This is a genomic window from Haloferula sp. A504, from assembly GCF_044385805.1.
In the GTDB taxonomy this organism is placed as follows: Bacteria; Verrucomicrobiota; Verrucomicrobiia; order Verrucomicrobiales; family Akkermansiaceae; genus Haloferula.
The window spans coordinates 71,184-93,132 of record NZ_JBISBU010000010.1 but is presented as its reverse complement, the minus strand read 5'-3'; the positions used below and the strand labels follow the sequence as shown (position 1 = coordinate 93,132).

General features: G+C 64.7%; 16 protein-coding genes and 1 pseudogene. 7 read left to right on the top strand and 10 right to left on the bottom strand.

Features of this window, described 5'->3' with window-relative positions; all coding sequences use genetic code 11:
* Nucleotides 1-88: 88 nt before the first annotated feature.
* The 5 genes from ACG2LG_RS07380 to ACG2LG_RS07360 form a co-directional block, all read right to left on the bottom strand.
* Nucleotides 89-1,024, bottom strand: coding sequence for an aspartate carbamoyltransferase catalytic subunit (locus ACG2LG_RS07380; RefSeq protein ID WP_396257713.1), 936 nt, complete (start codon nt 1,022-1,024; stop codon nt 89-91).
* Nucleotides 1,014-1,871, bottom strand: a complete 858-nt coding sequence (locus tag ACG2LG_RS07375) for a hypothetical protein (protein ID WP_396257712.1) — start codon at nt 1,869-1,871, stop codon at nt 1,014-1,016. Before ACG2LG_RS07375 ends, ACG2LG_RS07380 begins: the two co-directional genes overlap by 11 nt.
* Nucleotides 1,868-2,392, bottom strand: coding sequence for a bifunctional pyr operon transcriptional regulator/uracil phosphoribosyltransferase PyrR (gene pyrR, locus ACG2LG_RS07370; protein WP_396257710.1), 525 nt, complete (start codon nt 2,390-2,392; stop codon nt 1,868-1,870). Before pyrR ends, ACG2LG_RS07375 begins: the two co-directional genes overlap by 4 nt.
* Nucleotides 2,389-3,645 carry a phosphoribosylamine--glycine ligase gene (gene purD / locus ACG2LG_RS07365; protein WP_396257708.1) on the bottom strand — a complete coding sequence of 419 codons (1,257 nt, stop codon included), beginning with the start codon at nt 3,643-3,645 and terminating at the stop codon, nt 2,389-2,391. The genes pyrR and purD overlap by 4 nt, the downstream gene beginning before the upstream one ends.
* A 111-nt stretch (nt 3,646-3,756) precedes the next feature.
* Entirely contained in the window at nt 3,757-4,758 is a 1,002-nt protein-coding gene (locus ACG2LG_RS07360; RefSeq protein ID WP_396257706.1) for a calcium/sodium antiporter, read from the bottom strand.
* A gap of 191 nt (nt 4,759-4,949) precedes the next feature.
* On the opposite strand from ACG2LG_RS07360, the pseudogene ACG2LG_RS07355 reads away from it, so the two are divergent.
* Nucleotides 4,950-5,288: pseudogene (locus ACG2LG_RS07355) on the top strand (NAD(P)-dependent oxidoreductase); the annotation flags it as partial.
* A 16-nt stretch (nt 5,289-5,304) separates the two neighbouring features.
* Here the strand turns inward: ACG2LG_RS07355 and ACG2LG_RS07350 are convergent.
* Complete coding sequence (locus ACG2LG_RS07350; RefSeq protein ID WP_396257704.1) at nt 5,305-7,677, bottom strand: beta-galactosidase; 2,373 nt, start codon at nt 7,675-7,677, stop codon at nt 5,305-5,307.
* 495 nt (nt 7,678-8,172) lie between these two features.
* Between ACG2LG_RS07350 and ACG2LG_RS07345 the strand changes: the two genes are divergently transcribed.
* Genes ACG2LG_RS07345 through ACG2LG_RS07330 form a run of 4 tightly spaced genes read left to right on the top strand, consistent with a single transcriptional unit; the run spans nt 8,173 to nt 14,929 of the window.
* Nucleotides 8,173-9,066: an ROK family protein gene (locus ACG2LG_RS07345; RefSeq protein ID WP_396257702.1), complete on the top strand. Its 894-nt coding sequence runs from the start codon at nt 8,173-8,175 to the stop codon at nt 9,064-9,066.
* Nucleotides 9,039-10,808 carry a class I mannose-6-phosphate isomerase gene (locus ACG2LG_RS07340; protein ID WP_396257700.1) on the top strand — a complete coding sequence of 590 codons (1,770 nt, stop codon included), beginning with the start codon at nt 9,039-9,041 and terminating at the stop codon, nt 10,806-10,808. Before ACG2LG_RS07345 ends, ACG2LG_RS07340 begins: the two co-directional genes overlap by 28 nt.
* 15 nt (nt 10,809-10,823) lie before the next feature.
* Complete coding sequence (locus tag ACG2LG_RS07335; protein WP_396257698.1) at nt 10,824-12,239, top strand: sugar porter family MFS transporter; 1,416 nt, start codon at nt 10,824-10,826, stop codon at nt 12,237-12,239.
* Entirely contained in the window at nt 12,236-14,929 is a 2,694-nt protein-coding gene (locus tag ACG2LG_RS07330) for a glycoside hydrolase domain-containing protein (RefSeq protein ID WP_396257696.1), read from the top strand. Before ACG2LG_RS07335 ends, ACG2LG_RS07330 begins: the two co-directional genes overlap by 4 nt.
* 80 nt (nt 14,930-15,009) lie before the next feature.
* Here ACG2LG_RS07330 and ACG2LG_RS07325 read toward each other — a convergent pair whose 3' ends face one another.
* Together ACG2LG_RS07325 and ACG2LG_RS07320 are read right to left on the bottom strand one after the other, a co-directional pair.
* Complete coding sequence (locus tag ACG2LG_RS07325; protein ID WP_396257695.1) at nt 15,010-15,288, bottom strand: hypothetical protein; 279 nt, start codon at nt 15,286-15,288, stop codon at nt 15,010-15,012.
* 160 nt (nt 15,289-15,448) lie between these two features.
* Nucleotides 15,449-17,173, bottom strand: coding sequence for an alpha/beta hydrolase (locus ACG2LG_RS07320; RefSeq protein ID WP_396257694.1), 1,725 nt, complete (start codon nt 17,171-17,173; stop codon nt 15,449-15,451).
* A 256-nt stretch (nt 17,174-17,429) separates the two neighbouring features.
* Here ACG2LG_RS07320 and ACG2LG_RS07315 point away from each other — a divergent pair, with 256 nt between their 5' ends.
* Complete coding sequence (locus tag ACG2LG_RS07315; RefSeq protein ID WP_396257693.1) at nt 17,430-18,740, top strand: Gfo/Idh/MocA family protein; 1,311 nt, start codon at nt 17,430-17,432, stop codon at nt 18,738-18,740.
* 1 nt (nt 18,741) lies between these two features.
* Nucleotides 18,742-19,668 carry a sugar phosphate isomerase/epimerase family protein gene (locus ACG2LG_RS07310; RefSeq protein WP_396257691.1) on the top strand — a complete coding sequence of 309 codons (927 nt, stop codon included), beginning with the start codon at nt 18,742-18,744 and terminating at the stop codon, nt 19,666-19,668.
* A gap of 100 nt (nt 19,669-19,768) precedes the next feature.
* On the opposite strand, the gene ACG2LG_RS07305 is transcribed toward ACG2LG_RS07310, so the two are convergent.
* Nucleotides 19,769-20,488, bottom strand: coding sequence for a ubiquinone/menaquinone biosynthesis methyltransferase (locus tag ACG2LG_RS07305; protein WP_396257690.1), 720 nt, complete (start codon nt 20,486-20,488; stop codon nt 19,769-19,771).
* A 175-nt stretch (nt 20,489-20,663) separates the two neighbouring features.
* On the bottom strand, nt 20,664-21,938 hold the full coding sequence (locus tag ACG2LG_RS07300; RefSeq protein ID WP_396257689.1) for a glutamate-5-semialdehyde dehydrogenase: 1,275 nt from the start codon (nt 21,936-21,938) through the stop codon (nt 20,664-20,666).
* Nucleotides 21,939-21,949: the final 11 nt, after the last annotated feature.

Sequence of the window (21,949 nt, the reverse complement as noted above, 5' to 3'; positions counted from 1 at the left end):
CGCTTCGAAACAGACCGCCTGCGATGGAACGCCCGACCGCCATGCACAAAAGCGCGTCTCCTCTGCGATCAGAGATCGCCCGGCCCCGCTATGGCGCTTCCAAAGCGCCACTCCCCGGCTTCAGCGAGTAAAGCACCGACATCCGCACGGCGATGCCGTTCTCGACCTGACGGTTGATCAGGCTCCGCTCGTAGTCCATCGCCTCGTCGCAGAGTTCGACGCCGCGGTTCACCGGTCCGGGGTGCATCAGCCAGATTCCCTTGTCCGCCAGCTCCTTCAACCGCTCGCAGGTCACGCCATACACGCGGTGATACTCTCGCAGACTCGGGAAAAACTGGACGTCCTGGCGTTCCATCTGGACCCGCAGCAGATAGACGACATCCGGCCCCCAGGCCATTGCCTCGCCGTAGTCGGTGAAACGCCGGACTCCCTCGGGCGTCGCCTTGGGCACCAGCGATCCGGGACCGAGATAGGCCACCTCGACTCCGAGCCGCCGCAGCACCGTGCTGGTCGAGCGGGCGACCCGGCTGTGCAGGATGTCGCCGACGATGAGCACCCGCCGGCCCGCCATTTCCGGGAACACCTCCTTGACCGTGAAGGCATCGAGCAGCCCCTGGGTCGGGTGCGCGTGGGCGCCGTCGCCGGCATTCACCACGCTGGCCCGGGTATGGCGCGCGATCATCCCCGGCAGCCCGCTGCGACTGTGGCGCACGACGATGTAGTCGGTGCGCATCGCCTGCAGGGTCTCGACCGTTTCCCGCACCGACTCGCCCTTCACCACCGAGGAATGCGGCACGTCGAAGTTGGTGACGTCGGCCGACAAGCGCTTCGCCGCCACCTCGAAGGACGAGTGCGTCCGCGTCGAGGGTTCGTAGAAGAGCATCAGCACCGACTTGCCCTTCAGCGCCGGAACCTTCTTCACCGAGCGGGTGAACAGCTCCTTGAAGGGCACCGCCTCGTCGAGAATCCGGTCGATCTCCTCACGGGAGAGAGAAGCGAGTTCGAGAAGATCCTTACGCGCCATGGAGCTCGGGGAAGAAATAGAGGGTTCCGAAGACAAGGACAAGCACCGCGATGATGGTCATGAAGCCGGCGTGATGCCGCGACAGCGGTCGACGCCACGCCACCCAGCCGGCGATCAGCAGCACCCCGGCGCTGATCCCGCCGATCGCGCTCATGATGGCGGTTCCGTACCAGTCCGCCTGAACCGCCTGGCCGAGCCACTCGAAGGGCAGGTCGAAAGGCTGCGCCTTCGAGAACCACAGGCTCTCCATGATCAACAGCGCCACCGCCGCAAGCGCGAGGAGGTAGAACAGGATCATCACCGGCACCGAGACGGTCCGGCGGGCCAGGGCCTCGACCGGAGAGACCGCCGGCCCCGCGTCCATCCGTCGCAGCCGCATCAGCTCCTCATCGGTGTGCCGCCGCGCCGGCAGCGATCCATCCGGCCGGTGCCGGACCGGCTTCGGCTGATCGACCACCAGACTTGCGGACTTCCGGAGAGAGTGCGGAGGCGGGGTTCCGGTCACGGGCGATTCATCCTCCTTGACCTCCAAATGCGACGCTTCACCCGCTTGTGGCATGACCGTCCCGGTCATGGGCGGTTCGTCCGGCAACGCCCTTGCCTCTCCACTCACTTCCAACTCCTCTGATCCATGACCGGGACGGTCATGCCACGAAGCATCCCTCGCCGGATCCGGCTGCTCAAATACCGCCGCCTTGAGTTCATCCACCTCATCCGAACCGGGTGCCGGCTCCTCCCTCCTCACCCCTGGCGCATCGGGCGGCGGGCCGTCGGCCGAAATCCCGAGCGACTCCCGCAGCTTGGCGAGTTCCTCGGCGGTCTTTCGGCGTTCGGGAAGCGGGCTCATTCCCTGCTGCGGATCTCGACCTTGTCCTCGCCGTCGGTGTTCGCCAGCGAGACGTGAACGTGATCATGCCGATCGGTCTCGAGCGGGATGCCGACGTAGTCCGGCTGGACCGGCAGTTCCCGGTGCCCCCGGTCGATCAGCACCGCCAGCTCGACCCGGCCCGGACGGCCGTAGTCGGAAATCGCATCCAGTGCCGCGCGGATCGTTCGCCCGGTGAAGAGCACGTCGTCGACCAGCACGATCTCCGCTCCATCGACCTCGAAGGTGATGTCGCTGCCCTGCAGCTTCGGATTCTCCCGCAGGTGTTCGTAGTCGTCGCGGTAGAGCGAAATATCGAGCGTGCCGAAGTCCACTTCCTTTCCGCTCGCCGCCAGCTTGTCGCGCAGGCGCTCGGCCACTTCGTCGCCCCGGCTGCGGATCCCGACCAGGGCGATCGCCCGGCCCGCGCTGCCCGCCAGAATCATTTCGGCCAGCCGGTCGACGCCGGCCGCCATCTCGCTCGCATCCAGTCCCCGGATCATGTCGTTTCAAAGTGAAGGATTCCAATGTCGCGACGCCGCTGCATCCCGTCGAAGCGGACCTGGTCGGCGGCCACGTGCGCCGCATCGACCGCGGCCTTGCGATCCACGCCGCCCGCCACCACGGCCAGCACCCGGCCGCCGTTGGTCTGCCAGTCGTCTCCGGAGCGCTTCGTCCCCGCGTGATACACCCGCGCGTCGCCGATCGCATCGAGGCCGGTAATCACATCGCCCGATCGCGAACCCGCCGGGTAGCCGGCCGAGGCCAGCACCACGCAAACGCTCCAGCCTTCGTCGAAGGTAAGGAGATCGGAACGCAACTCGCCCTGCGCGCCGCCCAGGCAGAAGCCGGCCAGATCACCCTTCACCAGCGGCATCACCGCCTGGCACTCCGGATCCCCGAAGCGGCAGTTGTACTCGATGACCTTCGGACCCTCCGGGGTCAGCATCAGGCCGAAGTAAAGGAAGCCGCGGTAGGGAAGATTCTCCGAGCGCAGCCCCGCCACCGTCGGAGCGACCACCTCCTGCTCGATGCGTTCCAGCGTCGCGGCGGGAATCAGCCGCCGGCTCGCGACCGCCCCCATGCCCCCGGTATTGTCGCCCCGGTCGTCCTCGCCGATCCGCTTGTAGTCCCGGGCCGGCGTGAAGATGAGATACTCGTCATCCACCACTGCGGCGAAAATCGAAACCTCCGGCCCCGTGAGAAACTCCTCGACCAACACCCGGCCTTCGCCGAAGCGCTTCTGGACGAAGACCTCGTCGAGAAAGGCCTCACCCTGGGATTCCTCGAGGCAGACCGCGACGCCCTTTCCCGCGGCGAGTCCATCGAATTTGAGAACGACCGGATAGTGCCCGCCGATCGCGGCCCTGGCCTCCGCCAGGCTTCCCGCCGCGACCGCACCCCCGGTGGGAATGCCGTGTCGCTCCATGAAACGCTTGGCGAACTCCTTCGAAGCCTCCAGCTGCGCCGACTGCTTGTGCGGTCCCCAGCAGGGGATGCCCGCTTCTTCGCAGAGATTGGCGAGCCCCTCGCCCTTGACCAGGTAGCTCTCCTCACCGGCCACGCAAAGCTCGATGTCGTTGACGCCCATCCACTCGATCAGGGCCTCCAATCCATCGACCTCGACCGGCTGCGCGATTTCCGCGATCGCGTCGCTTCCCGGGAAACAGAACAGGTCCGTCGGTTCCGGCGACTCATCGAACGCCCGCAGCAGCGCGTGCTCGCGCCCTCCTTTTCCTACCACCAAGATCTTCATCCGCGCCCTTTCTCCCCGATCCGCGCCCCGGCATCAACCCCGAACCGGGCTGAACCTGAACGAGCCCCGCCCGCTCCCTCCTCCGGCATCCCCAACGCGCCGAGCCAGGCTTCACCCCCGCGGCCACATGACTGCAAGATAGGCGGCGTAGGCCGCGAGCAGGATCCAGCCCTCCCGCCGCCCGACCACCCGGCCGCTGCGCATCATCGGCCACAGCAAGACCGCCGTCCCGAGCAGGAAGGCCTGATCGACCGGCCGCACGCCCGCCCCGACGATCGGGTGGATGACCGACGCCAGGCCGAGGACGAAAAGGACGTTGAAGATGTTGGACCCAATCACGTTTCCCAGCGCGATGTCCGACTGGCCCCGCAAGGCTCCGATCACCGAGGTTGCCAGTTCCGGCATCGACGTCCCGGCGGCGATGATCGTCAACCCGATGACCGCCTCCGAAACACCCAGGGCCCGCGCGATGACGATCGAGTGGTCCACCAGCAGCTTCGAGCCCGCCGCCAGCAGCCCCAGCCCGATCACCAGATAGAGCACCGCCCGACCCACCGGAATCGGGCTTTTCCCCGCGCCGGACTCCCTCCGCTCGAGCCGTGCCTGACGAACGATCCACACCGTGTAGAAAATGCTCGCCACCACCAGTAAGGCACCCTCCAAGCGGGACACGTTTCCGTCCCACAGCACCGCCAGTGCGGCAAGGCTCACGCCGACCATCACCGGCCCGTCGCGGCGGATCGCCTCGGATTCGACCTTCACCGGCCGGATCACCGCCGCCAATCCGAGAATCACCGCGATGTTGAAGATGTTCGAGCCGACGACGTTGCCCACCGCGATCCCCGGTTGACCGCTCCATGCCGCCTTCAACGACACCAGCAACTCGGGCGAAGAAGTGCCGTAGGCGACCACCGTCAGGCCCACCACAAGCGTGGTCAGGCCCAGCCGAAGCGCCAGACCGGCACCGCCCTTCACCAACCACTCCGCGCCCCAGAACAGGAGACCGAAGCCGAGCGTTGTCAGCAGGATCGAAACAATCACCAGCCATCCGTAACAAAGCCGCTTCGGGCCGTCGATTGGGATCCGGAAACCATTCTTCAATCGCTTCCACATCGGCCCGGGAACCCTGCCGTTGATCCGGGGAAACTGGTGGTTCAAGCTTACCTCCCACGGCTGGGCTCTGATACACGCACGGCGACGATCAAATCATCAGGTCATGAGGATCACCGTTTTCAGCACCAAACCGTATGATCAGGAATTCCTCGATGCCGCCAACCGGCAGAAGGAACACGATCTCGTCTACCATGAAGCACGGAGTCGCGCTTTTGAACACCAGCCGCGGCGGTCTGGTCGACACCACCGCCGTGATTGCCGGATTGAAGTCCGGCAAGATCGGCAACCTCGGCATCGACGTCTACGAGGAGGAGGATCGTCTGTTCTTCGAGGACCAGTCGACCACGGTGTTGCAGGACGATGTTTTTGCCCGCCTTCTCACCTTTCCCAACGTCCTCATCACCGGCCACCAGGCCTTCTTCACCCGCAACGCCCTGACCCAGATTGCCCGCACGACCCTGGCCAACCTGAGTCAGCTCGAATGCGGTGAAGCCTGTTCCAACACCGTGACCGCGGATCGGGACGGCTGAGGCGTCTGTCGGCAGCTCACCGGACCGGGGGATCAAAACTCCGAACCGGCAAGCGGATCAACCGCACGCTCCGGACCGGCAGGTTGATACCGTCGCAGCCGATCTCTTCGCCATTGAGGACATCGGATCCGCGATCATGAAAACTCCCGTCGGCTTCGAGGCGGACCGTGACGGACTGATCGAGGACGTTGACCAGCAGGATCAGCAGGCCGTCATCCTCCCGGACGAAGCGGTGCATCACCCCGAAAGCTCCCGGAAGATCCGTCCGCTGCACCCGCAGGGGCCGCCCGCTCAATACGTGCTCCAGCTCCCGCCCCAGCCTTCGGGAGACGTCCTCCGCCGAGCCCTTCTCCACCGACGCCTCCGTGCTCAGAAAATCCGTCGCCTCAACCGGATGAGGAAAACCGTAGGAATCCAGCAACGGAGTCCTGTCTCCGTAATTCAAAAGGCGATGCCCCGCCTCCTTCGCTCTTCTCAGGGCCGCCAACGCCTCTCCGGAAAGATGGCGCACGTTCGGGATGATGAGCACCCGGCAGTCCTCCGGCACGCCATCGGCCTCCAGCTTGTCCTCGGTCACGAAACCGATCCGCAGACCGTGGAAACAACTGCCTTCATACACCCGGTGCAGGGCGTCGATGTGCGCCTGGTCGTGGATATAGGATGATTTGGAAACCAGCAACCGGACCGGGCGTTCCTCCACACCCGCGAGGCGTTCGACCTCGGGACCGAAGGCATTCAATTCGAGCATCGTGTGGAAATACTCCGCCGCTGCCAAAGGCTGGGTGGAGAGACTGCTGCGGAACCACCAGTGAAAATACTTTTTCGGAAACGGGTCTGGTCCCCACCGGCGGTGCCAATACCACGCCATGTTTCCGATCAGCCCGTGAAGGTGCGCCAGCCACAGGGTTGCCCGTCCGTGATCGACCGGCAGGTCCGGGATCCGGATCGCGTTGATCGAGAAGGCGTGATACTCGAAGTCGACGATCGGGCGCGAGGGCGGCAGCGAGGTCAGGTAGTCGTAGGTGAAGGACTGCCCGAGCCAGTGAAAAGCGTAAGGTTCCTCGTCGTAGTCCGACGCCGCCATCCGGGGTTCGGTCACCGGCAGCGGACGCGTATCGAGCCCCTGGATCTGACAAAAAGGCGTCAACGCCTCCCGATCGATCCCGTGGCCGACGGCGTCTGGCATCGGTCCGAGGCTGGAATTGTCCTGCGACTTCAAATGAACCGCCGCGCCCGGCACGTGTTCGCGAATCACCCCGCTGAAAAAGCCGAAGAACGAACTCACGCGGTGGTTGTGAAAACTCACCCGGTCGAACCATTCGCCGGCCGGGCATGACTCCGGCTGACTGGTCTTCGGCGGGGGAATTTCTTCAAAAGTTCCGAATCCGCTTCGCCACCGTTCGTTCAACCGCTCGATCGTCCCGTGCCGCTCGCGCAGCCATTCCCGGTATTTACCGACGCCATGGGGGCTCCACTCCTCCATACTGAAGAAGGGTTCATTCGCCATGTCCCAGGCCACGACGGCATCGAGCCCGCCGAGTACCGGAAGGACCCTGCCACCGATCTCCCGAATCAATTCACGAGTCCCGGGGTGGTCGATGTCGAGCGCCACGCCGTTCCCCCGGAAGCTCGTGATGCCCGGCCAGCGACGCTCGAGAACTTCCGCATCCCCTCCCCAGTGGAACAGCACGTTGATCTTGAATCCCTTCGCGGCGAAGCCCCGGATCTGCTCGACATGGGTGTCCAGCAGCTCCTGCCGGAAGCCTCCATCCGGACCGATGAACTGGGGCAGCGACACCCCGTGTTCGATGACCCCCACGCCCATTTCACGCATCTCGTCGAGGAAGCGGTCGAGCCTCGCACGCGATTCCCGCGCCTGCTCTGGATGGAGCGAGAGGTCGACGAGTTCCTTGCGGATCATGTTGAAGCCACCGGGAAACACGGCACGATCGCCCATGCGGAAGTAGCCGTCGGCGAAGCGCATCCGCTCCCAGTCCGGCCTGAAGGTCACAGGCCAATCACGCTGTGCCGTCAACCGCGCGGCGGCCTGCTCCACCAGTGCAAATGCCCCGTCGAGTTCCCGCTTGAGATGTTCCCGGTAACGTTGGGCCGCCACCTCGGGAGCGGGCGGTTCATCACCGTGGAAGATCCAGTCGCCGACGAGCGCCTGCTTCATCAGCGCGGGATTCTCCAGCTCCCACTCGATGTAATCCGCAAACCATCGCGCGACCTGCAGGTCGATTCGTCCGGCCTCCGCAGCGTAGCCCGCCGCCCCGTCGATCAACTCCGCCGTCCGCTCAAGACTCCCGCGCAGTTCGACCAGACGTTCCTCGTGGTCCACCGTCGCACCCGGTGACACCCCGGAGCAGAGCACGAGAAGCGATGCCATGACGCCTCGGGACCGGAAGATCATCGGGACATTCAACGGGGCCGGGACCCCCGCTCTTTCCACACGCTCTTCTCGGAATAGCGCAACGCCGCAACAGCATGGGTTCGACGACTCACGCGGGGATTCGGATGGGTGTCACTGAAAGTGGTGGGCAGAGCGGTTGGGGTGACCGCGAAGCAGCGGTCCGCGGCCGGACGTTTCACGCCCGGTGTCCCTCCCTTGCTCCCCGGCTTCACTCCGCCCCGGATGGCGAGCCTCCGGAAAATCTGGAGTGCGGCGATTCATCGCCGGTGGCCCGGCTCGCATTGAAATGCTTCGCCAAAGCGGCGATGAATCGCCGCACTCTAGAGGGGGGACGCCTCGCGGCCGGCAAGTCCCGGCCATGCCCACCACTTTCAGTGACACCCGATTCGGATTGCAGCAAGCCACCAGCCCCCCTACTCAGGCGAGGTGATCCTCGGGGGAGATTTCGGTGGAACGCGGATCAAGCTGGGCTTGATTGACGAAGGATGTGTCGTCGCCTCAACGGTGGTCGACTCGATGGCCCATCTCCCGAGCGCCGAGTGGTTCCCGACGCTCGATCAAGCCGTCACCGACTTGTGCCGGACGTCGGGGGTCCGTCGGCAAGCGATCGACGCCATGGTATGGGCACTGCCACTCATCATCGATCCCGGTCTGCGACGGGCGACCCGGGCCTTCGGCAAGTTCGAGGACGTGACCGATGAGGACTTCTGCTCACGGGCGGAAGAGCGGTTCGGGCTTCCGCTACTGCTGGATGGCGACGCCCGGGCGGCGGCCATCGGCGAGTGGCAGGCGGGTGCCGGCAAGGGCTCCGATGATCTGGTCATGATCACGCTCGGCACCGGCATCGGCACGGGCGTGATCCAGAACGGATACCCGGTCCGCGGCCGGACCGGCATGGCGGGCACCCTGGGAGGACTCTCCATCACTCATCTCGGCTCTCCGGGCAGTGACCGCGTGGCTCCCGGCTGCACCGAGGGACAGGTCGCCACCTGGGCCCTGCCAGAGCGGGTTGCCGCCCATCCGGAATTCGGCGCCAGTTCTCTGTCGAACGTGTCCCCAGTCGACTATCAGGCCTTGTTTTCGCACGCCGCCCAGGGCGATCCGCTGGCCTGCACGATCCGCGACCACGCCCTCGAAGCCTGGGGCGCGCTCACCCTCAACCTGATCCAGGCGTTCGACCCCGGGCGAGTCGTCATCGGCGGCGGCATCATGGCGGCGGCCGAAATCATCCTGCCGCCGGTGCGGCGGTTCGTCCGTGACCACGCGATCCAGCCCGGGGGTCCCGTGGAAATTGTCGCCGGCACCCTTGGCGACCACGCCGCACTGATCGGATGCGAATGGATTTGGAACCACGCCAGCCGGTGACCCCCAACTACGACAAGTTTCCGAAGGTGGAAGTTCCCGGCTGCTGCCTCCGCGGATGGGAGGCCGTGACCACCCGCCTCAAGGAGGCGATGGACACCCGCAAGGCTCGCCGCACCGTCCTCACGTTCGAGTGCTACAGCGGGGTGTTCATCGACGAAATCACCCGGGCGCTCTCCGGCGCCTTTCCCGAAGCGCTGTTCCTGCAGAGCGACGAGGCGTTTCACGATGGCGAAGAGATCGACCGCCGCGTCGCCCCCTTCAACGGTGGCGATGACCCGGTCTTCGGCTGGTTGACCCGCCTGCGGATGCAGGACTTCCTCGATCCCGAGAAGATCACCTCGATGCAGGAGCGGATCGGGCACTCCGAGGTCGCCCTCGTCATCCTCATCGGCCCCGGTGCCAGCCTGATCCATCCCGGCGACCTGCTCGTCTACGCCGACCTCGCGCGCTGGGAGGCCCAGCTGCGGATGCGCCGCGACGAGATCTCCAACCTCGGCGTCGAGAACCGCGGGCTGAAATGGAGCCTGCAGTACAAGCGAGCCTTCTTCACCGACTGGCGGGTCTGCGACAAACTCAAGCGCGAGCTGATGGATCGATGGGACTTCGTCCTCGATACCCACCAACCGGGCGACCCGCGCATGGCCTCGGGTGAGGCCGTTCGCGAAGGACTGCTCGAGGCCGCACGGCGACCCTTCCGGGTGGTTCCCTTCTTCGATCCCGGCCCGTGGGGCGGACAGTGGATGCGGAAGGTCTGCGACCTCGACCCGGAACCGGAGAACTTCGCCTGGTGCTTCGACTGCGTGCCCGAGGAAAACAGCCTGTTGCTCGACTTCGACGGGACCGTGATGGAACTCCCGTCGATCAACGTCGTCTTCCACCAGCCGCGGGAGTTGCTCGGCGAAAGGGTCTTCTCGCGCTTTGGTGCCGAGTTCCCGATCCGCTTCGATTTCCTCGACACGATGGACGGCGGCAACCTGTCGTTCCAGGTCCACCCGCTGACCGACTACATCCAACGCCACTTCGGGATGCACTACACCCAGGACGAGTCCTACTACATCCTCGATGCCGACGAGGGTGCGGAGGTCTTTCTCGGACTGCGCGAGGGCGTCGACCCGGAGGAAATGATCGACGACCTGCGAACCGCCCAGCGCGGGGAGAAGACCTTCGACGACGAGCGCTTCGTCGCCCGCTTCCCGGCGAAGAAGCACGACCATTTCCTAATCCCGGCGGGCACCTGCCACTGCAGCGGCCGCAACAGCATGGTCCTCGAGATCAGCGCCACGCCCTACATCTTCACCTTCAAGCTGTGGGACTGGGGCCGCCTCGGCCTCGACGGACTCCCCCGCCCGATCAACATCGAGCGCGGCATCGCGAACATCCGCTGGGAGCGCGACGAGAGCTGGGCGAAGGAGAACCTGGTCAACCGCATCGAGCCGGTCGCCTCCGGCGATGGCTGGCGCGAGGAACGCACCGGACTCCACGAACTCGAGTTCATCGAAACCCGCCGTCACTGGTTCACCGGCACCGTCGAACACCACACCGGCGGCGGCGTGAACGTGCTCAACCTGATCGAGGGCCGCGAGGCCGTCGTCGAGAGCCCGACCGGAGCATTCGCGCCGTTTGTGGTTCACTATGCCGAGACCTTCATCGTCCCCGCCGCCGTAGGATCCTACACGATCCGCCCGCACGGCAAGGCGGTCGGCACCGAGTGCGCCACCCTCAAGGCCTTCGTCAGGACCTGACAGGCCGCACCTCCCATGAGCACCATTCCCTCCGCCGCGGGGCCGATCCACCGCCCCAACCTCCCCTTCCTCATCTTCATCTGCGTCGCCTCGACCCTCGGCGGCCTGCTGTGGGGCTTCGACGCGATCGTGATCTCGGGCACCACCGATGCGGTGAAGGCCCAGTTCACGCTCTCGCCACTCATGGAGGGCTTCTTCGTCAGCTCGGGCCTGCTGGGTGCCGTCATCGGATCGGGGCTCGCCGGCTGGCTGGCCGACCGTTTCGGCCGCAGTCGCAATCTGCTGCTGGCCGCCGTCCTGATGTGGCTCTCCGCCGTCGGCAGTGCCTTCGCCACCCACATCGAACTCCTGGTCTTCGCCCGCTGGCTCGGCGGCCTCGGCGTCGGCATCTCGGCGATGATCTGCCCGCTCTACATCTCGGAGATTTCCCCGGCGCACCTCCGTGGCCGTCTCGTGACGCTGTTCCAGTTCGCGATCACCGCCGGCATCATGATCGCGCTCTTCAACAACCTCGGCATCGTCCGCTGGTCCTCGAGTGCCGGGGACAGCGCGACTCCGGGCGGCTTCATGGAGTGGTTCCTGGTCAACGAAAGCTGGCGCACGATGTTCGCCTCCGAACTGATCCCCGGCACCCTCTTCCTCGGCCTCGCCGCGATGCTTCCGGAAAGCCCCCGCTGGCTGGTGAAGGCGGGGCGCGGCGAGCAGGCCGGGACCGTGCTCAAGCGGATTTTCGCCACCGGAGCGGACGAGGAACTCTCGGCCATCGAGCAAACGATCGCATCGGAGGACTCCCACCAGCATCGCTTCATCGATGTCTTCGCCCCGCGCTACCGCAAGCCGCTGGTCATCGCGATGCTGCTGGCGGCCTTCGCCCAGCTAAGCGGCATCAACACCGTCTTCTACTACGGCACCTCGCTGCTCAAGGAGGCCGGCCTGAACCCCGATGGTGCCTTCAGCGGCATGGCTGTGATCGGGTTCTTCAACATGATCTTCACCATTGTCGCCGTGCTGTTCGTCGACAAGCTCGGACGCCGTCGACTGCTGCAGATCGGCACCATCGGAGTGATCGCCTGCCTGATTGGCATGAGCGCCTGCTTCGGCAGCGGGAACAAGTCGCTGCTCATCCTCCTGATCTGCAGCTTCGTCGCCTTTTTCGCGTTCTCGCTCGGGCCGATCAAGTTCATCTTCGCCTCGGAAATCTTCCCCACCCACATCCGCTCGCACGCCGTGGCCATCGTGATCCTGACGATGTGGTCGAGCGACTGGCTCGTCGCCCAACTGGTGCCCACGCTCCGCGACGGACTCGGCGCTTCGGCGATGTTCCTGATCTTCGCCGCCTGCGTCCTGCCCCAGATCTTCATGGTCTGGAAATTCATGCCCGAAACCGCAGGGCGTTCGCTTGAGGACATCGAAAAGGATTATCTGCCATGACCGCCATGCCAACCCGACTTCTCGCCGTTTCACTCGCCGTCACGGTCGCCTGCAGCGCCGCACAGAATCTCGCTCCGCTGGCGACGCTCGAGGGCAATGGCCAGAATCTCGAGAGCCTCACCGACGGCCTCAAGGGAACCGACAACGGAAAGGAGTGGTTCGTTCAGGGCCAGTTCAGCGTGTGGGGCGGGATCGCCCGGCCGACCGTGACACTGTCCTGGGACCAACCCCGCACCATGAACAAGGTGGTGATCTACGACCGGCCCTCAGCCGATGAACACATGGCAGCCTGCCAGTTGAAGTTCAGCGACGGCTCCGAGGTCCAGGTCTGGGCGGTTCCGAACGACGGCTCACCCAGAACCGTGGTCTTCGAACCGCGCGAGGTCACCCGCATGACCCTGCATTGCGTCGACGGGGTCGGGCTTCAGATTGGCATCTCCGAACTCGAACTCTATCATGATCCCGGGGCGAAGCCGGAAGTCCGGAAACGGGAGCTCACCGACCTCGTCTCGCACGTCGATCCGACCATAGAGACCGGCCGCGGACGCTGGTTCTATTGCACGCCGGGCAGCCGTCCCTTTGGCATGGTCAGCGCCGGCGCCTACACCCGGAACAAGAACCAGCTCGGCGGCGGCTACAACTACAACAGCACCGAGATCCTCGGCTTCGCCCAGATCCGCAACTGGATGATGTCGGGCGTGAACGTGATGCCGGTGAGCGGCGATGTGAATCCGAACCTCGGCGAGCAGGGCTGGAAATCCCCCTTCTCCCACGAGACCGAAATCATCGAGCCGGGATACCACAAGCTGTTCCTCGACCGCTACCAGACGCAGGTCGAGTACAGCACCACCGACCGGGTCGCCTTCTACCGCCTCAAGCACGAAGGTTCCGCCGACCCGCAGCTCCTGCTCTCACTCGGTGGCTTTGTCGGCAACGTGAGCTACGTCGATGGCAAGGCAAAGCTCGTCAGCCCGACCCGCGTCGAGGGTTCCCATGGCATGACCGACCGGATCTGGGGCGGCCCGAAGCTCAGCCATGTGTTCTTCGTCATCGACTTCAACCGCCCGATCACGCGGATGGACGGCTGGAAGGGTGCCGGGGAAAAGCTCTCCAATCTCAAGGAGTTCGCCAACCCGGTGCCGGCAGGACGGATCATCGAAGGCAACGCGCAGGCCCTTTCGAAATACGTCCTCCGCAACCTCCCCGAGGAGCAGGCCGGCGTCGCACTGTCCTACGACGCCGAGCCCGGCGACGAACTCCTGTTCAAGATCGGCATCTCCTACACCAGCCTCGAAAACGCCCGCAGGAACCTCGAGGTGGAATGCCCGCACTGGGACTTCGACAAGGTGCGCCAGGAGTCGCGTGAGATCTGGAACGAGTGGCTCGGGAAGATCACCGTCAAGGGCGGCCCCGAGGACACCCGCGTCAAGTTCTACACCGACCTCTGGCATGTCCTGTTAGGACGCCACAAGCTGGATGACGTCAGCGGCGACTACCCGAGCTACATGGGCCCGCGGGCACCCGGCGAACCCGCCCTCAAGGTGCGAACCGTGCCGATGGACGAAAAGGGAAAGCCGAAGTTCCACATGTACAACTCCGACGCCTACTGGCTGACGATGTGGAACCTCAACATCCTCTGGGGCCTCGGGTGGCCGGAGCTGCTCGATGAATTCGCCGCCTGCCTGGTGCAGAATGAGAACGACGGCGGCCGCCTGCCCCGCGGGCCCTCGGCCGGCGGCTACACCGGCATCATGACCGGCTGCCCGGCCACCAGCCTGATCACCGCAACCTGGCAGAAGAACCTGCTGACCAAGGTGAATGCTCAGGCCGCCTACGAGGCGATGAAGCGCAGCCATCCGCTCCAGCTTCCCGAGAAGGTTTCGGTGGATCCACCTCGCCTCGGCGTCGCGGTTCAGGGTGCCTTCGAATACTGGGCGCTCGCGCAGATGGCGGAGGAACTCGGCCACCCGCAGGATGCCGCCTCATGGCAGGAGTGGATCGACTGCTGGAAGCGGTTCCACGACCCGGAGTCGAACCTGTTGAAGGGGCGCTGGGTCGAGGCCAACGACTGGCAGGGCACCTTCGGCGTGTCGCACGACATCCCCGGACTCGCCGAGCTGATGGGTGGCAATGAAGCACTGATGAAGAAGCTCAACCAGGCCTTCGAGGAAGAGGCCGACTCCGACTTCGTCTTTTCCTACGGCAAGGGCAAGGTCAGCTACGCCAACCAGCCCGGTTGCTCGAACGCCCACGTCTTCAGCCACGTCGGCTACCCGTGGATGAGCCAGTATTGGGTGCGGCGGGTCAGCCAGCAGGCCTACGGCGGAACCAACCCGAGTCTCGGTTACGGCGGCCACGACGAGGACCAGGGCCAGATGGGCGGCGTCAGCGCCCTGATGAAACTCGGCCTCTTCAGCCTGCGCGGCACCTGCTCAAAGGAACCGATGTACGAGATCACGACGCCCGAGTTCGACGAGATCGTCATCCAACTCGACCCGCGCTACTACCCCGGCAAGGAGTTCCGCATCGTCACCCATGACAACACTCCGGAGAACGTCTACATCCAGGAGGCCAGCCTCAACGGCATGCCGCTCCAGACCTTCCAATTCCCCCACACCGCATTCGCCAAGGGCGGCAAACTCGAGCTCTGGCTCGGCCCCGAACCGAACAAGAACTGGGGAGGCCGCTGACGGGCAGCAACGATAGAGAGTGCCCAAAGCCCCCCTTCACAAGCAAACCTCAGGCAGTCGGGGGAGGAGTGCGCCAGGCATTACCGGTCACCCGATTGACGCGCGGCACCGCCGCCACCCTTGTTGCCACCACTGGTGGTGCCGACTGCCGGACCGGACGAGGCGCTTCCCCCACGGGCTTTGCGCCCGGCACCCGCGGCCCCCGTTTCCACGTCTCCGGCCTCGATCAGTTTGGCCAGGGGCGGATGCTGGAGCGCCTTTGGATTGATCTGGCCGGTCTTTCCCGCCTGGAGAAAGAGCTTCTTTCCCCCGGGCAGGGGCACGCTCAATGGCTTCCGGGTCTTGTTGGTAATATCCATGAATCTGTTTGATTGTGCGCATCCTATCATGGGCACGCCCAGCCACCAGCTCGAACGGGCGGATCCTTCAGCGCTCAGCGTTATCCGTTCTTCAGCTCCTCGACCGGGCTGATCGGGCCGCGGCCAGAAGGGCGGGCAACACCCACGTTCACCAGCGAGCCTATCGATTGAACCCCTTGTGGTTCATGAACTCCCAAATGCGATCCATCCAGGTGTAGCTGCCGGTGCCCGGGGCGGCCTTTCTCTGAAAACAGTGGCCGCGTTTGGCGAGTGTGTGAAGGTCCGACTGGATGCCCATCCGGCGCAGCTGTTCCCAGCATTTAACCGAATTCATGGCGGCCCAGCCGTCCGCATCGCCGTGCAGGAACAGCATCGGACAGGTCGCCAGGTCGAAGGAAAACTCCGGAGCAAGCCGGGCATCGTCTGCGTTTCCGCCGGTCGCATTGTGGGAGTTTTCACCATCTGTCAGCGCATAGGCGGGGTAGATCGCGACCGCCCACTGGACGTTGCAGGCAAGCTTGTCCAGGTCGTCGATCGGCCGGTAGGAACGGCGCTTCGAGCTGGTCGCGCCCATCAGCGTCAGGTGTCCCCCGGCCGAGGATCCCATGATGCCGATCCGGTCCGGGTCGAGGCCTTTCGCCGCGGCCTTGCTCCGAACGATCCGGACGGCCCTCTGCAGATCCTGCCACGCCGTGGTGTGCTTCGCCAGCCCCCCCTGCGGACGGGGTGTGCGGTATTTCATCGTCACGACCGTCATGCCCTTTTCGTTCAGGTATCGCCTTGCAGGGGCCACTTCGAATCCGTCCGGATCGTTGCCTTGATACGAGCCACCCGAATAGATGATCTGGATCGCCTGGGTCGCGCGATCCTTGGGCATGTGCCACTCGAGGTAGGGCTGGCACTGCTTGGCCTGCACATCCGGCATCCGGCCTTCCGGCCAGACCGGCTCCTTGTGATGCTCGCCGCGTGCATCGTCGTTCGGATAGCGGGTCATCAGGTCGACTTCCGCACCGAGACGCCCGTCAAAATTCATCTGGCGGAAAAACTCGGGGATCCGGTCGAGCCAGTGGTCATAGGCGGCGCCGTCCTCCCCCCTGTCCGGGTTGCCCATGAAACCGTGGCCGCGATCCGCAAAGAGATGGAGCTCGGCCGGAATCTTCATCCGCCGAAGCTGACGGTAGATCTGCGTCGAGCCATTCGGAGAATAGACATCGGTCCCGCCATGGAAGAGTGCCATCGGACAAGTTCTGGCATCGAACTTGAACGCGTCCGTTAGTTTCACATCGATCGCATCCCCATCGCGTGTATTGGGACCCGTGAGGCCATCCGTGAGCGCGTAGGCCGTGTAGATGGGCACCGCCCAGTTGATGTGGCAGGGCAGTTGGTCGAGTTCGTCCACCGGCCCGTAAGCCGGTGTGAGTGCGCTCGTGCCAAGCAGAACCGCCAGGTGAGATCCGGCGGAAAAGCCAAGCACGCCGATCTTTTCCGGATCGAAGCCGCGCTTGGCCGCGTCGTTGCGCACCAGGCGAACGGCGCGCTGACCGTCCTCCCACGCGCTCTGGTAGATCGGCAAACCCTGCGGACGCGGCGTGCGGTAGGTCAGGCTCGCGCACACGAACCCGAGTTCGGTGAACCTTTTGGCGACCCGGTCGATCCACACCCCATCGCAGCAGTTCTGGTAGCCGCCACCGGAAATGAGCAGCATGCATGCCCCGTTCCTCTCCGCCGGCGCTTCGTACCAATCGAGGTGCGGCATGGCGTGATCCGCGGCCTTGAATCCCGGCACGGCGGCCTCCTGGGTGGTGGCCGCAATCTGCCGGGCCTGGAAATTCGGGATCTTTCCTTCCGGCCACAGCGCGACCCGGTCGGCAGCGGATGTCAGCACGGAGATCAGGAAGCAAAAAACCAGGCTCCATGTGTTTCTCATTGCGTGGATTCCTACCCAATCCGATCCACCGACACAATGTTGCGACGGTGGCTCGTTCCCTCGGTGGAGACTCAGGAAGGGGCGACGCCGGCTCCGAGTCCATTCCCGTGAAACCCCGTCCCTTGCGTTCAACCCATCGGGCTTGATGGAGGGGTACTTCACACAACCTCCGGGCTTCTGCGAGGAATCCGGTCGGGGCCGCGTATGCTTGACCGTGACCGACTCCAAAGCCTCCTTGATCAGCCGCCGCCGCGTCATCGGTGGCCTGGGGGCCGCCGCCCTGCCCTTGATCATCCCATCCCGATTGCTGGGCAAGGCATCCCCCTCGAACCAGATCAACCTGCTCATGCTCGGGACCGGGCGGCAGGCCTTCTTCACCAACCTCCCCACCCTGCTCGGCCTGCCCGAGGTCCGGATCGTCGCCGTGTGCGACGTCGATCGCAAGCGGGCGGAGGTCACCAAGACGAAGATCGATCAGACCTACGGCAATCGCGACTGCAAGCTATTCACCGACTGGCGCGAGGCGCTCGAAATGGAAGGACTCGACGCCGTGATGAACTCGACCCCCGACCATTGGCACGTGATCACTTCGCTGGCCGCGGTCGAGAAGGGCCTGCACGTCAGCTGCGAGAAGCCGCTCACCCGGTATCTCGCGGAGGGCCGGGTTCTTGCCGATGCCGTCAAGCGCAAGGGCGTCGTCTTCCGCACCGACTCGGAATGCCGGTCCCACGGCTACATGACGAAAGCCGCCGACCTCGCAATCAACGGCTACCTCGGCAAACTCAAGCGCTTCGAAGTGGGTGTGCCCCGCGAAAAAGGCGACGGCTTCGGTGATCCGAAACCGATGCCGGTGCCCGACCACCTCGACTATGAGATGTGGCTCGGACCCGCACCGCAGGCCCCTTACACGGTCGACCGCGTCCATCCAACAGCCCACAACGGTCGCCCGGGCTGGATGCGCATCCTCGACTACGGCGACGGCATTGTCACCAACTGGGGCACCCACCTCCTGGATGTCGCCAGCCTGATCAACGGCAGCGAACGCAGCGGCCCGATATCCGTCGAAGGCAATGGCAGCTTCCCGCCCGAGGGTTCGTTGTGGAACACCCTCGTCGATTTCGAGCTGCACTATCAATACGCCGACGGCGTCAGCCTCGACTACAAGATGGACGTTCCCTACCTGCGGGTGGAGGGCGACGAGGGCTGGATCCAGGCGCACTGGCACAGCCAGGGCGGACTCAAGGCCAGCGATCCGAAGCTGCTGCGCATCAAGCTCAAGGACTCCGACAAGCGGGTGCCGACCCGCGGCGACAAGGAGGACTTCATTTCCGCGATCCGCAATGGTACAAAGCCGATGGCCGACGCCGAGATCGGTCACCGGACCTGCTCCATCGGCCAGATCGGTCACATCGCGATCCAACGCGGCAAACGGCTGGAGTGGGATCCCGAGACCGAGCGATTCACCAACGACACGGATGTCAACACGCTGCTGACCGGCACTTATCGAGCCCCTTGGAAACTCTAACATGAAGATAATCCTCACCATCACCCTGCTGCTGACACACGCTCTGTTCGCCCGGAGTTTCTTCGCCTTCGACAACGGGCTCACCGACCTAAAGTCACCGGAGAAGCAGGCCGCTCTTCTCGCCGAATTGGGTTACGACGGACTGGTCGGTCGCGTTGGCAATCACGCCCGGATGCTCAAAGCCCTCGATCAGCGCGGACTCAAGCTGGGCGCCACCTATCTGGTTCTGAATGCCAACGCCACAAGCTGCCCGGTCCCCGACAAGGTCGTCTCCGAGCTCAAGGCGCTCAAGGGTCGCGAGACCAAGGTATGGTTGGCGGTCAATGGTCGCTCGACCGACGAGATCGTCGTCCCGTCGATCCGGAAGGTCTGCGACCTCGGAGCGGAACTCGGGCTCGAGGTCGTGCTCTACCCGCACACCAACTTCCACACCGACACCGTCGCGAGCTGCCTGCGCCTGCTTCGCCAGGTGGAGCGCAAGAACCTCGGTGTTTCCTTCAACCTCTGCCATTTCCTCAAGCAGAGCGACCCCGCCGATCTGGAGAAGACGATCCGCGCCGCCGCTCCCCACCTGAAGCTCGTCTCGATCAACGGTGCCGACACCGGCGACACGCGAGCCATGGGCTGGGACCGCCTGATCCGTCCGCTCGGCGAGGGTAGCTTCGAGGTTTCGCAGATGCTCAAGCTGCTCGACGAGATCGGCTACCGGGGCCCGGTCGGCCTCCAATGCTACGCGATCAAACAACCCGCCACGGTCCACCTCGCGAAGTCGATGGACGCCTGGCGCAGACTCACCGGGGATTCCCAGGCGACGGTGCCCGCGAAGGTTCCGGAGCTTCCTCTCCCCTGGCCGAGCGATATTGCGCCGCGACCTCGACTGCCGTCAGAGGCCGCTTCCACAACGCGATCTCGTCCAGCCAGCCCGTAAAGGGAGCAATCCCGCCCTCTTGCGGGCCGCTTCCGACGCGGAGTTCGCTGAGTTGCCCGGGAGGAGTCGGTGACGTCGATGGAAAGCGGGCGCTGAGGGGTCACCGTCGCCCGGTATAGATACTCGCGACACCGAAGGTCAGCGGGCAGGCCTCGGTTTCGGAAAACCCACATTCATCCATCAGTCGGGTCATCTCCCCGCCCATCGGGAACTCCTCGATCGAGCCGCCCAGGTACTCGTAGGCGTCCGGTTGGCGCGTGAGCCACCCGGCGAGCTTCGGCAGCACCCGGTGCAGATACCACCGGTAGGGTCGGCGCAGCACCCCCTCCGGTAGCGAAAAATCGAGAACCAGCAGGTGCCCGCCCGGACGCAGCACGCGGTGCATCTCCTTCAAGGCATCGGGGTAGCTCGCCATGTTCCGCAGGCCAAAGGCGACGGTCACCGCATCAAAGGACTCATCCTCGAAAGGCAGCGCCAAGGCATCGGCCACCAGGGTCTTGGCGAGACCCCGAGCCTTGGCGTGCTCGAGCATTTCCGCGCAGAAGTCACTGCCAATCACCTCGGCGTCCGGGCAGGCGTCCTGGATCTCCAGCGCAAGGTCCCCGGTGCCGGTCGCGATGTCCAGAACCCGCTCCGGTTTCCAGCCGCGGACGATACGCGCGACCTTGCGACGCCACAGGATGTCGGTGCCGAGACTCAGCACGTGATTGGTCGTGACGTAGCGGTCCGCGATGCGGGCGAAAGCCTCGCGCACGTACTCCGGGTCCTGAATGGTGCCACTGCCCACGCTTCCAGTTACCCCCGATTTGGATTTCGCCAAGCCTCGAACACAGCTCCACCCAACTGACATCTCCCACCTACCAGTGGCATGACCGTCCCGGTCATGAATGGGCCAGGCGCGCCATACCTGCCCCAATGGAAATCGATCACTCGCTCCGGGCCTCGGCCGCCCATGACCAGGACGGTCATGCCACTGGCAGGAAACGCGTCAACGATCATGGCTCCTCGCCCCCTTTCGTCTGCCCTTCCCCACGGATCCGATACTGATAGCTGGTCAACTCCCTCAGCCCCATCGGTCCGCGGGCATGCAGCTTCTCGGTGGAAATGCCGATCTCGGCCCCGAACCCGAACTCCTCACCATCGGCAAAGCGGCTGGAGACATTGTGGAACACACACGCCGAGTCAACGGCGGACAAAAAGCGCGACGCCGCGCCCTCGTCGCCGGTGACGATGCACTCGGAATGGTGGGATCCGTAGCTGTTGATGTGCGCCACCGCTTCATCGAGCGACTCGACCACCCGGATCGAGAGGATCAGGTCGAGATATTCGGTGCTCCAGTCCTCCTCGGTCGCTGCTTGGCAGTCGATCACCGCCCGCGTCCGCTTGCAGCCGCGGAGTTCTACCCCCTTGGCGCGCAGTGCTTCGGCGACACGCGGCAGGAAACCGGCAGCGACGGACTCGTGAACGAGCAGGGTTTCCATTGCATTGCACACGCCGGGCTTCTGGGTCTTGGCATCGACCGCGATCCGGACCGCCATGTCGGGGTCCGCGGCGGCGTCGACATAGGTGTGGCAGATGCCGTCGTAGTGCTTGATCACCGGCATGCGGGCCTGCGAGACGACCGTTCCGATCAAGCCCCGACCGCCGCGCGGAATGATCACGTCGAGCCACCTCTCCATCCTGCACAGCGCGGTCACGCTTTCACGGTCGGTGAAGGGGACAAGCTGGATCGCATTGTCGGGCATGCCGGCCGCAGCGCCCGCCGACGCCAAGGCCTCGGCTATCGCCCGGTTTGAGTGGATCGCCTCCGATCCCCCGCGGAGGATGGTCGCATTGCCCGCCTTGAGACAGAGCACCGCGGCATCGCTGGTGACGTTGGGACGACTCTCGAAAATGATCCCGATGGTCCCGATCGGCACCCGCACCTGCTCCAAACGCATGCCGTTCGGGCGGGTCCAGGACTCCATCACCTGGCCGACCGGATCGGGGAGCCCGGCGACCTGCTCGATTCCGCCGGCAATCGCCTCGACACGCGCCTCATCGAGCCGGAGCCGATCGAGCATGGCCGGGGCCAGGCCCTTTTCCCCGCCCGCTGAAAGATCCTTGGCGTTGGCCGCCAACACCGCCGGAGTCGCCTCGCGGAGTCCGGTCGCCATCGCGGCCAAGATCGCATTCTTCCCGTCCGTCGAGAGCTGAGAAAGCTTCAGCGCGGCCGCCCGAGCCCGCCTGGCCATGAATTCAATTTGTTCGTGAATTTCTTCTGAAATCATTGGTCTTAAGA

Bases quoted from the DNA above. Each gene is read 5' to 3' on its own strand.
- ACG2LG_RS07330 (WP_396257696.1), top strand. From the start codon at position 12,236: ATGACCGCCATGCCAACCCGACTTCTCGCCGTTTCACTCGCCGTCACG.
- ACG2LG_RS07375 (WP_396257712.1), bottom strand. From the start codon at position 1,871: ATGAGCCCGCTTCCCGAACGCCGAAAGACCGCCGAGGAACTCGCCAAG.
- pyrR (WP_396257710.1), bottom strand. From the start codon at position 2,392: ATGATCCGGGGACTGGATGCGAGCGAGATGGCGGCCGGCGTCGACCGG.
- purD (WP_396257708.1), bottom strand. From the start codon at position 3,645: ATGAAGATCTTGGTGGTAGGAAAAGGAGGGCGCGAGCACGCGCTGCTG.
- ACG2LG_RS07325 (WP_396257695.1), bottom strand. From the start codon at position 15,288: ATGGATATTACCAACAAGACCCGGAAGCCATTGAGCGTGCCCCTGCCC.
- ACG2LG_RS07380 (WP_396257713.1), bottom strand. From the start codon at position 1,024: ATGGCGCGTAAGGATCTTCTCGAACTCGCTTCTCTCTCCCGTGAGGAG.
- ACG2LG_RS07310 (WP_396257691.1), top strand. From the start codon at position 18,742: ATGAAGATAATCCTCACCATCACCCTGCTGCTGACACACGCTCTGTTC.
- ACG2LG_RS07350 (WP_396257704.1), bottom strand. From the start codon at position 7,677: ATGGCATCGCTTCTCGTGCTCTGCTCCGGGGTGTCACCGGGTGCGACG.
- ACG2LG_RS07360 (WP_396257706.1), bottom strand. From the start codon at position 4,758: ATGTGGAAGCGATTGAAGAATGGTTTCCGGATCCCAATCGACGGCCCG.
- ACG2LG_RS07340 (WP_396257700.1), top strand. From the start codon at position 9,039: ATGGATTTGGAACCACGCCAGCCGGTGACCCCCAACTACGACAAGTTT.
- ACG2LG_RS07300 (WP_396257689.1), bottom strand. From the start codon at position 21,938: ATGATTTCAGAAGAAATTCACGAACAAATTGAATTCATGGCCAGGCGG.
- ACG2LG_RS07335 (WP_396257698.1), top strand. From the start codon at position 10,824: ATGAGCACCATTCCCTCCGCCGCGGGGCCGATCCACCGCCCCAACCTC.